The organism is Stappia sp. BW2, from assembly GCF_008107695.1.
Lineage (GTDB): Bacteria > Pseudomonadota > Alphaproteobacteria > Rhizobiales > Stappiaceae > Roseibium.
In genome coordinates this window covers 13523-28380 of the sequence record NZ_VIRG01000058.1, presented here as the reverse complement: position 1 = coordinate 28380, position 14858 = coordinate 13523, and the positions used below count along the sequence as shown (strand labels likewise).

Sequence of the window (14858 nt, the reverse complement as noted above, 5' to 3'; positions counted from 1 at the left end):
TCATTTCCCCGGGGGGCGCATGCCGTTTCGATTTCAATCCGTCACGGACCGTGTTTTTTCGGCCTTTTCCAGGCGGCGGGAGTTCGTCCACGATACGCGTGGCGCTACCATGATTGAATATGGCCTGATTGTCGGTTTCATCAGCATCATCATCCTGATCTCGATGGCCACAATCGGTACCACCATGCGTGACGACATCTTCGGTAAAGTCACGACCACCCTTCAAGGTGTGCTCGGCTCCACTTAAGCCGTTCTTCAGAACATGCCACGTCTTATCGGTATCGCTTTTCACTGCCTGAAATCAGGGAGTTCAACGCAAAAAGCGATGCAGGATACTTCCACCTGAACCCGACACCCTAGTCGCCGACTTTGCGTTCCTGGACGCCGAGGGCGTCGGCAAGCCGCGTCTTGGCGGAGCCGGGACGCAGCGGTTTCTGCTGGCTTTCATGCGGCGCCCATCCCGACAGGGTCACCAGCGAAAACGTCGCCCGGATCCGTCCGTCCGCATCGGCGTGGTTTTCGGCATAAAGCTGGGCCGCGCGCAAGAGAACCTGACGGGACAGGGGAAGCCTGCTGCGGTCTTTCAGGACGGAGGTTGCGCCCATGGCTCTGAGATCTGCCAGAAGAGCGAACATGCTGTCGTAGCGTACAGTCAGATTGTCCAGGTCGGTTACCGGCAGGGCAAAACCCGCCCTCTGCAGCAGGCTGCCCAGATCACGCGTGTCGGCAAACGGCAGAACCCTCGCGGCTGCGCCGCCTTTGATTTCCAGTTCCGCCCGCGTGAGGCTGTCTCGCAGTTCGCTCAAGGTGCCGGCGCCCGGCAGGGTGGCCAGAAACAGGCCATCCGGTTTGAGGGCACGACGGATCTGCACGAGCGTGCCGGGCAGATCGTTGACGAATTGCAGGTTGAGCGCCGAGACCATCAGATCCACGGTCTGGTCGCCAAAGGGGATCAGCGCATCATCGAAGATGAGATCAGGCGCGGGCAGGCCGGGGTCGGCGGCAAAGAGATCGGCTCGCAGAACAAGGTCAGCCTTGCCGGACTGCCGGATCGCGTCGCCCACGTGCGCACGGTGGCCGCCTAGATCAACTGCAACCGGGAACCGTCGGTTGACCAGCAACAGGCGGTCCTGAAGATCTTCGCTGACAGCTTTCAAAAGAAAATCCGCACCCGGTTTGGCAGCCTTCAGCGCCCGCAGACGGCAGGCGCGAAAGAAAGGGCGGTCGAAGAGATCTGGTTGTGCGGTCACGGCAATCCCGGCTGTGGACTAACTCTCGCGGTCACATATGGTATCCGTTCGCCAAGGTCAAAGGTGCAAGGTCGCACCGGCTGTCTGATAAGCCGTCTTCCGGTGCCATCAGGACAGTTGTTGCCTGTTTGGGCTGGCATCGATTGCGGTTTCGGTGCCAAGGTGGCTGCTGGATGGAAGGTGCATTTTCTGCAAGCGTTTTTCGGGAGTGGTTTTGCGAAGTCTTGCGATGAACATAGCCGGGTTTCCGGAAATCGCGGCGCGGTTCGCGCTCGATTTTGTGCTGCCGCAACGCTGTTTCAGTTGCGATGCGCGTGTGTCCGAGCAGACCGGACTGTGCGCCGAGTGCTGGTCTCAGGTGCCTTTCCTGGAACGGCCCTGGTGTCAGCGGCTCGGCATTCCGTTCGCCTATGATGTCGGTGAAGGTGCATGGAGCCCGCAGGCGATTGCTGCGCCGCCGGTGTTCAACAGGCTGCGGGCGGTCGCCTTTTATGACGGTCCGGCCCGGCAGATGGTTCATGCGCTGAAGTTTTCCGGGCGGCGTGAGCTGGCCCGGCCGATGGCACGCTGGATGGCGCGTTCCGGCAGCGAGCTTCTCGGCAAAGACAGCCTGCTGGTGCCAGTGCCGCTGCACTGGTTGCGGTTGCTGTCCCGTCGCTTCAACCAGGCGGCGGATCTGGCGAGGGAAGTTGCCCGCGAATGCGGCGGGCAATTCGAGCCGCAGCTGCTCAGGCGGCAAAAGAGAACTCGCCGGCAGGTTGGCCTGTCGGCCAAGGACCGCCACAGGAATGTCCGGTCCGCCTTTACGGTCGACGGCTCTCGGGCTGATCTGGTTCAGGGGCGTCACGTTGTGTTGATCGATGATGTTCTGACGACGGGATCCACTGTGTCCGCCTGCTGCAAATGCCTGCTGTCTGCGGGCGCAGCGTCTGTCGATGTGCTCACGTTTGCGCAGGTTGACCCTGCCTTGCGGGCAGGCAACAAGACCTGATCTTGTTACGCGTCCTCTTGAGTTTTTTTCACGCACCCGCATATAACGCCCGGCAATTGGTGTGCGGCGGTGCGGAAAAGCGTGCTGCTGCCAAGAACAAGGAAAAGATCTGATGGCTGAAGTGGTGATCTATACGCGCCAGCTCTGCGGCTTCTGCACAGCGGCGAAGCGGCTGCTGGACAAGAAGGGCGTAGCCTACACGGAACACGATGCCACGTTCGATCCGGGTCTGCGCAAGGAAATGGTGCAGAAAGCCAACGGACATTCCACGTTTCCGCAGGTCTTCGTCGGCAAGACCCACGTGGGCGGTTGCGATGATCTTCACGATCTGGAACGTGCGGGCAAACTGGACGCCCTGCTTGCGTCCTGATTTACTGACTGCATAATTTTACCTACCAGGACGGAGACAGTGGTGGGATGACTTCATTCACGGCAGCATGCATTCAGTTGCGCACCGGCAAGACAGTTTCGGACAACGCGGATGTCGCGGAAAGCCTGATCCGGGCAGCGGCGAAGGATGGCGCGCAGTTTGTGCAAACGCCTGAGATGTCCAACGTTCTGGTGCGCAGTCGTCAGGAATTGCAGGAGCGGATCTCGGATGCCGAAGACGATCGGTTCCTGAAGAGAGCGCGTGCGCTTGCCGCCGACCTGGGGATCTATCTGCATCTGGGATCGCTGGCCGTTCTTGCGGGCAATGGCAAGATCGCCAACCGCGCCTTTCTGATCGAGCCGAATGGCAATATCCTGGCGACCTATGACAAGATCCACATGTTCGATGTGGATTTGCCCAATGGCGAGAGCTGGCGCGAGTCGGCAACCTATGAGCCGGGAACGCAGTCGGTGATCGCCGATCTGCCGTTTGCGAAGGTCGGCATGGCTGTTTGCTACGACATCCGGTTTCCGGCGATTTTCCGCACGCAGGCCCGCGAGGGGGCGCAGGTTCTTACCGGGCCGGCGGCCTTTACCCGACAGACGGGCGAAGCGCATTGGCACGTGTTGCAACGGGCCCGGGCAATCGAAAACGGCGCGTTCGTGATTTCTGCAGCCCAGGGCGGTACCCATGAAGACGGCAGGGAGACCTTCGGCCACAGCCTGATCGTCGATCCGTGGGGATCGGTGATCGCAGAACTTGATCACGACGAGCCGGGCTACGTGCTCGCGGACATTGACACGGATGCTGTCGCCAAGGCCCGCCAGCGCATTCCCGCCATTGCGAACGAGCGCGGGTTTTCCTGCACGCTGAGAGAACCCGCCGGGGAGATGCCCGCGTGATCAGATACACGCTCGTCTGTGAGGCGTCGCATAGCTTTGAAGGCTGGTTTCGCAATTCCGAGGATTTCGAGGGGCAGTGCGCCCGCAGGCTCGTAACCTGTCCGGCCTGTGGCAGCGCCGAGGTTCGCAAGGCCCTGATGGCACCAGCGGTTGCGACCTCCAGAAAGAAGGCCAACCGGCCGCGGGAGCAACCTCCTGCGGCAGAGACGCCGTCCGCCTCGGCAACGGGCTCCGATCCGGTGCCAGTGTCCGATTCCGGTGCGCCTGCTCAATCGGCTGCGCTGATTCCCAACGATTTGCGGCAGAGTGAAGTTGTGGAGGCGCTCCGCCTGATTCGGAGCCACATTCTGGAGACGTCTGAAAACGTTGGTTCCGGGTTTGCGGACGAGGCGCGCAAGATCCACTATGGTGAAGCGGAAAAGCGCAGCATATACGGACAAACAACACCTGCAGACGCACAAGAGTTGATGGAAGAAGGAATCGCAGTGGTGCCACTGCCAACTCTTCCGGAAGACAAGAACTGAGCCGGAAGGTACCGGCTCGTTGAACCGCCAGACTTGCCGAACAGGGTGCGGGGCGGCAAAAAGAAGTTTCTATCCCGGAACCGGTTTCGCTGTTCGGGAGACCGATCGGGGGCAATAAGATGGAAATGCAAAGTGCTGCGAAGGGCGGAAAGATATCCTGCAGCAATTGTCCTTTGCGTTCGAACAGTCACTTCCGGGAATTCACTCCGGAAGAGCTGGCGTTCATCAGCCGGTTCAAGACGGGCGAACTGACCATCAATCAGGGGTCTACCTTGTTGATGGAGGGCGCGCGGTCCGCACACCTTTACACGATCCTGTCCGGATGGGCTTTCCGCTCCAAGGCGCTGGAAGACGGACGGCGCCAGATCCTGAACTATGCACTGCCGGGAGATCTGATTGGTTTGCAGGGGTCGCTGCTCGGTGAAATGCAACACACGGTCGAAGCGCTGACACCGTTGAGGGTCTGTGTCTTCGACCGGAACCGGCTGGGGGAGATCTGGGAGCGGTTTGGCTCGCTTGCCTTCGACGTCACCTGGATGGCGGCGCGGGAGGAACGTATCCTGGACGAGCATCTTCTGAGTATCGGACGGCGCTCGGCCTCGGAACGCGCCGCCTATCTACTGGCCTTTCTGCAGCAGCGCATAGACAAGCTCCAGAACCTGACCAAAGTGGACAGGGTGCTTCCGCTCACGCAGGCCCATGTGGCCGACACGCTCGGCCTGTCGCTGGTTCACACGAACAAGACACTGCGCAAGCTCGCGCAAGGCGGGTTGATCCGCTGGCTGGGCAGCCGTTGTGAAGTGCTGGACATTGAGGGCCTGTGTAAAGTTGCTGGCTGGGGCGATACTACGCCGGTCAGCCGGCCGTTTCTGTGATGTATGCGATATTAGAAGATTTTCGAATGCAACATTACGATTACTTCAGTCTTGCGTAGCAAATATTGCTGATCTGGTAGAGGAAGTCGGATATTTATTATTCTATCAGGTAATGTTAATATTCGTTAATGTGTTGCTTTTTATGAAAATCTTTTGCTATTAGGGGAACTCAAATAGACTTCAGGCGTTGACTTTCCGAAGAGCAAAATAGAAATCATACCTGATCTGTGCCGAGGCCCCAGTATGTCGTTGTCCTTGCTGAATAATTCCGAGAGTATAAAGGTTATCGTGGCCGAGGACGAGCCTCTTATCGCCTGGATGCTGGAAGATGCCCTATCGGGAATGGGTCTTGAGGTGGTCGGGCCGTTTGCGACTGTCGCAGAGGCAAGCACATGTGCCATGAGCGAGGAGCCTCAGCTTGCCGTTCTGGACGTCGATCTCGCTGACGGGGCGGTCTATCCGCTTGCGGATGCGCTGTACAAGAAGAACGTCCCGATCATATTTCACACGGCGAATACGGATCGTGTCGATCTGAAGGGGCGCTATGACGGGTCCTGCGTGGTATTGAAGCCCTCGAACGTGACCAAGCTTCAGAGTGTCGTTGAAGACGCCTGCAGCCGCCTCACCTCCTAGGCGCCGGTTCCCGGGTCAGGTTCCATGCAACTCCTCCAAGCTCTACGAGAGGCCACAGGGCCTCTGCACCGCCGTCTTGACGATGCGGTCTCCGCGCAGCCGATCGAAACCCTCTCGGGTTACGCAAGGTTTTTGTCGATGCACGCCGAGATCTTGCCTGCGGTCGAAGACTGGCTGCTGCGGTCTCGCGACTTTGCAACCCTGCCCGAGTTCCGGGACCGGTTGCGCACGGATGCGTTGCGGCGCGACCTGAGTGCCTTGAAGCTGCCCATGCCCAAGATGCGAGATATGTCTTTTTTAAATGACGAGTCCTCCGTAGTAGGTATTTGTTACGTGCTTGAGGGCTCCCGGCTGGGTGCCGCCTATCTGTGCTCCTTGCTTGGCAAATCGGACGCGACCCTACCAACGGCGTTTCTGCGTCACGGTAGCGGGCGCAGCCATTGGAAGACCTTTTTGGCGTGGTTGACGGAGCAGGATCGCTCAGGGTTAGCGACCGGCCAGGCCGTCTTCTCTGCAAGACAGGTGTTCGATAGCTATCTCAAGGCGCTGCTCGAACAGGACAACAACAGGAAGCGAGTGTTTGGAACAAGTTGATCTCACAAACTGTGACCGAGAGCCGATTCATCTGCTTGGTAAGGTCCAGTCCTTCGGCTTCCTGATCGCGACGACACCGGACTGGATTATTTCTCACGTTTCCAGAAATGTTGCACAGTATGTGCCCGTTACGCCAGAGGACCTGCTCGGCAAGCGGGCGCTTGACTTCATCCCGGCCGAGAGCATTCACGCGATCCGAAATCGCCTGCAGTTCATCCATCCGCGCCGCGGTGTGGAGGTTGTCTACAATTTGAATCTGGAGGGAACGGATCGTCTTTTCGACGTTTCGATTCACGCGCTCGAATCCAACATCGTGATGGAGTTCGAGCCTGCCGGTGCCCGCGAGAGCGAGAGCAACGATACTGCCAATGTGCGCAACGCCATCGACAGGATGGCCGACCTTCCGAAGGTCGAGGCGATCTATTCCCAGGCTGTGCGCTTCATCAAGATGGTGACCGGGTTCGACCGTGTCATGCTGTACAAGTTTGCGACAGATGGCAGCGGCGAAGTCGTTGCGGAAGCAAAGAAATACGGTATGGAGCCGTTTCTCAATCTGCGCTATCCGGCAACGGATATTCCCAAGCAGGCCCGCGCACTTTACCTGGAAAACCCGATACGGCTGATCGCGGACGTAGCCGACGACGGATACCCTGTAATCGAGCATCGTAAGTCGGAAGCCGGTGTGCCGATAGACCTCTCCGGCAGCCGTTTGCGTTCAGTTTCTCCGATCCATCTGGAATATCTGCGCAACATGGGTGTGGGTGCGTCCATGTCGATCTCCGTGATCGTCAACGGTGAACTGTGGGGGCTGATTGCCTGCCATCACAACACCGCTCTTGTGCCGAGCATGCGCTACCGGAACTGCGCGCTCCTGTTCGGGCAGATGCTCTCACTTGTCTTGCAGAGCCGGCTGGCAGCGGAAGAGAAATCGAAGGACGCGCGCGTCGCCGAACTGACCACGGAAATCTCACGGGCCTTGTCCTCGCAGGTGTCTTCGCCGGAGGTCCTGCGGTCTTCTGCGGATGCTTTCAGGGAAATACTGCAGGCTGACGGTTTCTGCGTCGTCCAGGAAGATGTTATTCAGCACTCCGGATCGACCCCCGAAGACGATGCCGTGCGCGCCGTGTGCGATGCTCTGAACGCCTTTCCGGGGAACGAGGTTTTCGCGACCAACAGCCTTGCGTCGATCATCGAAGGATGGGATGGCGGGGGTGCGTCGATCGCCGGTGTGCTGGCGATCCCGATTTCCCGCTCGCCCCGTGACTACATCCTGTTTTTCCGCGAGGAAGTCTTGCAGAAGGTCAATTGGGCGGGCAACCCGGAAAAGCCGGTGACCGTGGGGCCGAACGATTCGCGCCTGACGCCTCGCAAGAGTTTCGAGGCCTGGCAGCAGACGGTTCATGGACAGAGCGAAGACTGGAATTCCTCCGACATGCGGGTGGCGTCGCAACTGCGGATCATGCTGCTTGAAGTCGTGCTGCGGATGGCCGACGAAGCCGGGCGACAACGGAAGGCTGCCAATGAAAAGCAGGAACTGCTGATCGCGGAACTCAACCACCGGGTTCGCAATATTCTCGGCCTTGTGCGCGGCCTGATTTCGCAGACGAATTCGGGCATCGATTCGACGGCGGACTTCGTCAGGAAACTCGACAGCCGGGTTCAGTCGCTGGCGCGTGCGCATGACCAGATCACGCGGCACAACTGGTCGCCGGCCTCTTTCCTGGAACTGATCGACACGGAAGCGGAAAGCTATCTGCTGGACAAGAAGGACCGGGTGATCGTGACCGGTCCGCAAGTCCTGCTCACGCCGCCGGCCTTTTCCGCCATGGCGCTCGTCATGCACGAGATGATCACCAATTCCGCGAAGTACGGAGCATTATCGGATCAGCACGGCAGTGTCGAAATCGATCTGGAGATCGATGACGCCGGGGCCTTGCTGGTGTCCTGGAAAGATGTGGACGGACCGCCGGTGAAGGTGCCGGAGCGCCGCGGCTTCGGCTCCACCATCATCGAGCGCACGGTGCCCTTCGAACTGAAGGGCGAGGCGGAGATTCAGTATCCAGTTGAAGGTGTGACCGCGTCCTTCAAACTGCCGTCGACCCATGTAATCCCGGGCCGTGCAGGCGTTGCCATGGCCACAAAGAAAAGCGCGAAAACCATTCAGCAGATCGACGTTCCCCAATCGATACTCATCGTTGAGGACAACCTGATCATCGCCATGGACGCAGAGGATATCTTCCAGTCTCTCGGCGCCGATGAGGTCAGCGTTGTGGCAACCGTCGAAGCTGCGATCATGGAAATCGAAAACCGGACGTCTCCGTTCCAGTTCGCGCTTCTGGATGTCAATCTCGGGTCGGACACGAGCTATGAAATCGCCCGTCGTCTCATGGAGATTAACGTACCGTTCGCCTTTGCCTCCGGTTACGGAGAAGACCTTGACGCGCCGGAGGAGCTCGCGAACGCCTTGAGGATCAGCAAACCTTACGACAAGGACGTGCTGGCGTCCCTGTTCTCTCAGGTGCTTGAAGCTTGAGGGACTAACGTCCCTTGCGCGGCGCCGTTGACCGATTGTAAAAGCGGTGCAACGGCGTCTTCCGGGTTCGGCAGTGTGTTCGACCAAGGCTTCCACCAAGACCGGCGGTGGCAGAAGCCTCGCCGCCGGACGAGGGCCGAAGGCGCGCGCGGGGCTGACGCGGATGCTCCGTCTGTGTCAGGACTTCGCTTTGGACGTCCTTGGGGAGGTTTTCGGCTTTGCTGCTGCCGCCGCAGCCGCCTTCACCTCGGTCAGGCTTTCTTCCGCTGCCCGGCTCATTTCGTTGACGCTTTCCATCGCGGTCTCGTTCAGTTCCTCGACAGTGGCTGCGCCTTCGGAAAAGCTGTTGCGGAACAGCGTCGCCTGCTTTTCGAAATGGGTTTGGTATTCGCTTGCCATCCTGGAGTAGAATTCCTGCAGCTTCGCCATCGTTTCTTCCGGCGCGGCGCATTGGCTCAGGGATTTGGCGCATTCGAAATCTTCGTGCAGCCGGTGGCTGACGAAATTCATGTGATCGTCAAACGCCTTTTCGGCATGGGACCACATGGTCTGGCCCATTTTCTGGAAACTTTCGATTGTCTTGGCTTCGATCCGGTCTTCCCGTTCGGCGAACGCCCAATTGGAAAAGGTGGGCATGGGCCACTCGGTCGGTACCGGCCATTCTGGCAATTTCGGCCATTCGGCCATCATGGCGCTGAAGTCGAAGGCACCGGTATTGCTTTTCGTCGGCATGATAGATCCTCCGGTTGTTCGTCTGATATCCTGCGGCTGGCCACGACGGTTTTCGCCGGCTTGCCGTCCCCCGACCTGCAAACGGTTTAGCAACACGCGCAGGACCCCGCCTCAAAGGTGACGTTACTGTAGCTTGGCATCAAGGCCAAGCTTTGACACGGATCAAATCCCTTGCCGATTCTTTGGTCGAATACGGCGTGTTCAGGCGCCTCAAGGCTTCATGGGCGATTGAGAAAATCGCGCAGGACCGCCGTCACCTTTTCAGGAGCTTCCAGCGTGGACAGGTGGCCGCAGCCTTCGATCACGGCCAATTCGCTTTGGGGAATGTGGCTGTGGATCTCCTCAGAGATGTCTACTGGTGTCAGACGGTCGCCATCACCGACGAGAACCAGCGTCGGACAGGCGATGTCGCCAAGGCGGGGCCGAGCGTCGATGCGCTGGATCAGGGCGGTCTGCTGGCGGATGAACGCCTCGGGCCCGGTCTCTTTTGCCATGTCGACGACGATTGCCTTCAAATCCTCGTCTTCCTCACGCTTTTCGTGAACGAAGCCGGGGTAAAGCAGATGCGGAACCTTGGAAAAGCCCTTCTTGCGGGTCAGGTCGATCAGGAATTGCCGGCGTTCGGACTGTTCGGGCGTGTCCGGCCGGGCGTTGGTGTCCAGGAGGGCAAGCTTGCCGACCCGCTCGGGCGCTTCGCGCATGATTTCCATGGCGATGTAACCGCCCATCGACAGCGAGATCACGGAAAACCGCTGGGGTGCCTTTTCCAGGATACTGGCGGCAATGGCATCGATGCTGTCGTGTTCGCGGTGGTTCGCCACCATGATCGGCCGGTCGGCAAAGGCAACGATCTGCGGAGCATAGAGGGCCTCTGTGCACAGGAGGCCCGGAATGAACAGGATCGGGTCGCTCATCAGTTCTCTTTCGCCCGTTCCGCCAGCAGCATGTAGTTCACGTCCATATCCCGCGATTTGGCCCAGGTGTCGGTCAGCGGATTGTAGGTGACGCCGCAGCGGTCGATCACGCTCAATCCGGCGGCCTGGAGCGGACCTTCGATTTCCGAAGGGCGGACAAGCTTTTCATAGGTATGCGTACCCTGCGGCAGCCAGCGCAGAACATACTCGGCGCCGACGATGGCAAGTGCGTAGGCTTTCAGCGTGCGGTTGATGGTCGCAACGAACATCAGACCGCCCGGACGGACCATTTGCGCGTTGGCTTCCAGAAACAGCGGCACGTCGGCCACGTGCTCGACCACCTCCATGCTGAACACCACGTCAAAGGTCTCGCCCGCCGCCGCCAGGGCTTCCGCCGTCTCTGCCCGGTAGTCGATCTCAAGGCCGGAGGACTTCATGTGCAGGCGGGCGATCTTGATGTTGGTTTCGGAAGGATCCGCTCCAACCACTTCAGCGCCAAGCCTTGCCATCGGTTCGCTCAGGAGGCCGCCGCCGCAGCCGATATCGAGGAAGCGCAACCCCTTGAAAGCGTCGGATGCTTTCGGGTCGCGGCCGAAGTGCCGGCTGACATGATCCTTGATGTACTCCAGCCGCACCGGGCTGAACTTGTGCAAGGGTTTGAATTTGCCCGTCGGGTCCCACCACTCCTCTGCCATGGCGGAAAAGCGCGCGACTTCCTCGCTGTCGATCGTGCTTTTGGTTTCCTGAGCCCTGCCAGTCATCGGACGGTCCTTTCAAGAGCTTGAAGCGGCATTGCGCTTCGCCTGGTCATTCAACGGTTCGAAGTCGTTCCAAGGTCTGGGACTATTTGTCAAGAGACCCAGTTGCAGCAATGGAACACAGACTGTATGCATGTGCGCCGATCCCAGAGGCGCAACAGGCGCTTCCAGACACGACTATAAAGAATACGAGTGGTATGGCCCGACTGGTTTTAAAATTTGGCGGAACTTCGGTTGCCGATCTCGATCGCATCCGCAACGTCGCCCGCCATGTCAAACGGGAAGTGGACGCCGGCCATCAGGTCGCGGTGGTAGTTTCGGCCATGGCCGGGCAGACCAACAAGCTGGTGGAGTTTTGCCGTGAGGCATCCCCGCTCCACGATGCCCGCGAGTATGATGCCGTGGTTGCTTCCGGCGAGCAGGTGACGTCCGGCCTTCTGGCCATCGTGCTGCAGGACATGGGCGTGAACGCCCGGTCCTGGCAGGGCTGGCAGGTGCCGATCAATACCGACGAGAACCATGGCGCGGCCCGTATCCGCGACATCGACGGCAGCTTCCTGAGCGAACGTCTCGAGCAGGGCCAGGTGGCCGTGCTTGCCGGTTTCCAGGGCGTGGCGCCGGACAATCGGATCGCGACCCTGGGTCGCGGCGGTTCCGACACCAGTGCCGTTGCCATTGCCGCTGCCATCAAGGCCGACCGGTGTGATATCTATACCGACGTCGATGGCGTCTACACGACCGACCCGCGCATCGTGCCCAAGGCGCAACGTCTTGACCGGGTGTCTTTCGAGGAAATGCTCGAAATGGCTTCGCTTGGTGCCAAGGTGCTTCAGGTGCGCTCGGTGGAAATGGCCATGGTTCATGGCGTCAGAACTTTCGTGCGCTCCAGCTTTGACGATCCGGATGCGCCCCAGGTCGGCGAGAACGGCCTTCCGATTGGAACTCTCATTTGCGACGAGGAAGAACTCGTGGAACAGCAGGTTGTCACCGGCATTGCCTATGCCAAGGACGAAGCCCAGATCTCTCTCCGTGACGTTGCCGACAAGCCGGGTGTCGCTGAATCCGTATTCGGCCCGCTGGCGGATGCCAACATCAACGTCGACATGATCGTCCAGAACATTTCGCCCGATGGCAAGACCACCGACATCACGTTCACGGTTCCCGAAGGCGACTTCGAACGGGCCAATCAGGTGCTCGAAAACAACCGGGGTGCCATCGGTTTCCAGAACCTTGAAGGTGCGCGAGACGTCGTGAAAGTCTCCGTCATCGGCATCGGCATGCGCTCGCATGCGGGTATCGCGGCACAGTGTTTCCGGGGGCTTGCTTCCAAGGGAATCAACATCCGCGCCATCACCACATCCGAGATCAAAATCTCTGTGCTTATTGATTCAGCATATGCGGAACTTGCGGTGCGGACTCTGCATTCGCTATACGGGTTGGACGGATAGTTCATCCGAAAGGCAGGCCCCGGCGAGCATGGGGCCTGTTTGAAGCGGGATCAACGGGGGCGCAATGCGCAGCAACCTAGCCGGACCGCGCCTTTTGCTCCGCAGGCTTCGCGAAGTCATGGCGGAGCCGATCACGGCGCAGGAGCGACTCGACAAGATCGTGGTTTTAATCGCCTCGAACGTGGTCGCAGAAGTCTGTTCCGTTTATATCCTGCGCGCCGACGGCGTTCTTGAGCTTTATGCAACCGAAGGCCTGAAGAGCGAAGCGGTCCACAACGCGTCGCTGCGCGTCGGCCAGGGTCTTGTCGGTCTGATTGCAGCCGAAGCCCGGCCGCTCAACCTGCCCAATGCCAGTGCCCACCCGGGCTTTGCCTACCTGCCGGAAACAGGCGAAGAGGCCTACAACTCGTTCCTTGGTGTGCCGATCCTGCGGGCGGGCCGTACGCTTGGCGTTCTAGTGGTTCAGAATCAGTCTCACCGGACCTATCTGGAAGACGAAGTCGAAGCGCTGCAGACGACCGCCATGGTGATTGCCGAAATGGTGGCGGCCGGTGAACTGGAAGCCATTTCCCAGAAGGCCACAGGCCTGGATCTTTCCCGGCCGATCACCTCCAAAGGTACCGGCCTCGCGGAAGGCGTTGGTCTTGGGCACGTGGTTCTGCACGAGCCGCGTGTTGTTGTCACCAACCTGATCGCAGAAGATTCGGACCGGGAAAAAAGCCGTCTGGATGCGGCCATCAACCGGTTGCGCCTTTCCATCGACGATCTGCTGGCGAGCGGTGAAATTGCAGCCATTGGCGAACATCGCGAGGTGCTGGAAGCCTACCGCATGTTCGCTTACGACCGCGGCTGGATCCGGAAGATCGAAGAAGCGATCCGTAACGGCCTGACCGCCGAGGCGGCCGTGGAAAAGGTGCAGAGCGACACGCGAGCCCGCATGCTGCGCCAGACCGATCCTTACCTGCGCGAGCGACTGCACGACCTTGATGATCTTGCCCACCGGCTGATCCGCGAACTCATGGGCCGCGAGCACGGCCCCGGGATTGATGAACTGCCGCAGGACGCGATTGTCGTTGGCCGCAACATGGGCGCGGCGGAACTGCTGGACTATGGCCGGGACCGCATTCGCGGTCTGGTTCTGGAAGAAGGCGGGCCGACCAGCCACGTGACCATTGTCGCAAGAGCACTCGGCATTCCGACGGTCGGTCTCGTTGACGACATCGTCAGCCTGGCTGATGGCGGCGACGCGATCATCGTCGATGGCGATTCTGGCGAAGTGCATCTGCGCCCGGCCGTGGATCTGGAAAACGCTTACGCGGAAAAGGTTCGCTTCCGGGCGCGGCGCCAGGCCCAGTACCGGCGCTTGCGCAACAAACCGTCTGTTACCCGGGACGGTGTCGACATCTCGCTGCAGATGAACGCCGGCCTTCTGGTTGACCTGCCGCATCTGGACGAGGCGGGCGCGGCCGGTGTCGGCCTGTTCCGCACCGAATTGCAGTTCATGGTGGCGTCTTCGTTCCCGCGCATGCGCGAGCAGCAGTCGCAGTACAGCCAGGTGCTGGATGCGGCCGCTGGCCGTTCGGTCACCTTCCGCTCGCTGGATATCGGCGGTGACAAGGTGCTGCCGTATCTGCGTTCCATCCAGGAAGAAAACCCGGCGATGGGCTGGCGCGCGCTGCGCCTGGGGCTCGACCGGCCGGGCTTGCTCAGAACCCAGATCCGGGCGCTGCTGCATGCGGCTGCCGGGCGGGACCTGAAGCTGATGTTCCCGATGGTGGCTATGGTCGACGAGTTTCGGCAGGCCAAGTCTCTGGTGGACAAGGAAGTCAAGCACCTGCGCCGCCATGGCCACGCCACGCCGGAAAACATCCGCCTGGGCGTGATGGTGGAAGTGCCCTCGCTGCTGTTCCAGCTTGAAGAACTGATGTCCCACGTCGACTTTGTGTCGGTCGGTTCCAATGACCTGTTCCAGTTTTTCTGTGCGGTCGACCGGGGCAATACACGCGTCGCCGACCGGTTCGATACTTTGGGCGTCGGCTTCCTGCGGGCCTTGAAATCCATCGTCGATGCCGCAAATAAGGCTCATGTGCCCGTGACGTTGTGCGGAGAACTGGCAGGCCGGCCGCTGGAAGCCATGGCGCTGATCGGCCTCGGCTTCCGGGACCTTTCGATGTCACCGGCTTCTCTTGGTCCGGTGAAGGCCATGCTGAGAACCCTTGATGCGGGACGTCTGTCTGCCAGGTTGCTGCCGCGGCTGGAGCCGGGACACGACGACAGCAACATCCGGGACGTGTTGAAGCGGTTTGCTGCCGAAACCGATGTTGCCCTTTAGCG

15 protein-coding genes are annotated in these 14858 nt (G+C 59.9%); 11 read left to right on the top strand and 4 right to left on the bottom strand.

What is annotated here, in order from left to right:
• Positions 1-19: 19 nt before the first annotated feature.
• Complete coding sequence (locus tag FMN63_RS08290) at positions 20-247, top strand: Flp family type IVb pilin (RefSeq protein ID WP_148583498.1); 228 nt, start codon at positions 20-22, stop codon at positions 245-247.
• A gap of 109 nt (positions 248-356) precedes the next feature.
• Here FMN63_RS08290 and FMN63_RS08285 read toward each other — a convergent pair whose 3' ends face one another.
• Entirely contained in the window at positions 357-1256 is a 900-nt protein-coding gene (locus FMN63_RS08285) for a methyltransferase domain-containing protein (RefSeq protein WP_209001044.1), read from the bottom strand.
• A 223-nt stretch (positions 1257-1479) separates the two neighbouring features.
• On the opposite strand from FMN63_RS08285, the gene FMN63_RS08280 reads away from it, so the two are divergent.
• From FMN63_RS08280 to FMN63_RS08245, 8 genes are all read left to right on the top strand, one after another.
• Positions 1480-2241: a ComF family protein gene (locus FMN63_RS08280; protein WP_148583496.1), complete on the top strand. Its 762-nt coding sequence runs from the start codon at positions 1480-1482 to the stop codon at positions 2239-2241.
• Between the two features lie 112 nt (positions 2242-2353).
• Positions 2354-2611, top strand: a complete 258-nt coding sequence (gene grxC / locus FMN63_RS08275) for a glutaredoxin 3 (RefSeq protein WP_006932400.1) — start codon at positions 2354-2356, stop codon at positions 2609-2611.
• Positions 2612-2658: 47 nt separating this feature from the next.
• The gene (locus tag FMN63_RS08270) at positions 2659-3513 is read left to right on the top strand and encodes a carbon-nitrogen hydrolase family protein (protein ID WP_148583495.1); all 855 of its coding nucleotides are present in this window, start codon (positions 2659-2661) and stop codon (positions 3511-3513) included.
• Positions 3510-4037, top strand: coding sequence for a DUF1178 family protein (locus FMN63_RS08265; RefSeq protein WP_148583494.1), 528 nt, complete (start codon positions 3510-3512; stop codon positions 4035-4037). The genes FMN63_RS08270 and FMN63_RS08265 overlap by 4 nt, the downstream gene beginning before the upstream one ends.
• Positions 4038-4156: 119 nt before the next feature.
• The gene (locus tag FMN63_RS08260) at positions 4157-4912 is read left to right on the top strand and encodes a Crp/Fnr family transcriptional regulator (protein ID WP_148583493.1); all 756 of its coding nucleotides are present in this window, start codon (positions 4157-4159) and stop codon (positions 4910-4912) included.
• Positions 4913-5155: 243 nt separating this feature from the next.
• The gene (locus FMN63_RS08255) at positions 5156-5545 is read left to right on the top strand and encodes a response regulator (protein WP_148583492.1); all 390 of its coding nucleotides are present in this window, start codon (positions 5156-5158) and stop codon (positions 5543-5545) included.
• A 24-nt stretch (positions 5546-5569) separates the two neighbouring features.
• Positions 5570-6139 carry a biliverdin-producing heme oxygenase gene (locus FMN63_RS08250; RefSeq protein WP_148583491.1) on the top strand — a complete coding sequence of 190 codons (570 nt, stop codon included), beginning with the start codon at positions 5570-5572 and terminating at the stop codon, positions 6137-6139.
• On the top strand, positions 6126-8672 hold the full coding sequence (locus FMN63_RS08245) for an HWE histidine kinase domain-containing protein (protein ID WP_148583490.1): 2547 nt from the start codon (positions 6126-6128) through the stop codon (positions 8670-8672). Before FMN63_RS08250 ends, FMN63_RS08245 begins: the two co-directional genes overlap by 14 nt.
• A gap of 177 nt (positions 8673-8849) precedes the next feature.
• Here the strand turns inward: FMN63_RS08245 and FMN63_RS08240 are convergent, their stop codons facing one another.
• From FMN63_RS08240 to ubiG, 3 genes are all read right to left on the bottom strand, one after another.
• Entirely contained in the window at positions 8850-9404 is a 555-nt protein-coding gene (locus tag FMN63_RS08240) for a phasin family protein (RefSeq protein ID WP_148583489.1), read from the bottom strand.
• 218 nt (positions 9405-9622) lie between these two features.
• On the bottom strand, positions 9623-10318 hold the full coding sequence (locus FMN63_RS08235; protein WP_148583488.1) for an alpha/beta fold hydrolase: 696 nt from the start codon (positions 10316-10318) through the stop codon (positions 9623-9625).
• Complete coding sequence (gene ubiG, locus FMN63_RS08230; protein WP_148583487.1) at positions 10318-11079, bottom strand: bifunctional 2-polyprenyl-6-hydroxyphenol methylase/3-demethylubiquinol 3-O-methyltransferase UbiG; 762 nt, start codon at positions 11077-11079, stop codon at positions 10318-10320. Before ubiG ends, FMN63_RS08235 begins: the two co-directional genes overlap by 1 nt.
• Positions 11080-11273: 194 nt before the next feature.
• On the opposite strand from ubiG, the gene FMN63_RS08225 reads away from it, so the two are divergent.
• Complete coding sequence (locus FMN63_RS08225) at positions 11274-12524, top strand: aspartate kinase (protein WP_148583486.1); 1251 nt, start codon at positions 11274-11276, stop codon at positions 12522-12524.
• A gap of 64 nt (positions 12525-12588) precedes the next feature.
• Positions 12589-14856, top strand: coding sequence for a phosphoenolpyruvate--protein phosphotransferase (gene ptsP / locus FMN63_RS08220; RefSeq protein ID WP_148583485.1), 2268 nt, complete (start codon positions 12589-12591; stop codon positions 14854-14856).
• The last annotated feature ends 2 nt before the right edge of the window (positions 14857-14858 follow it).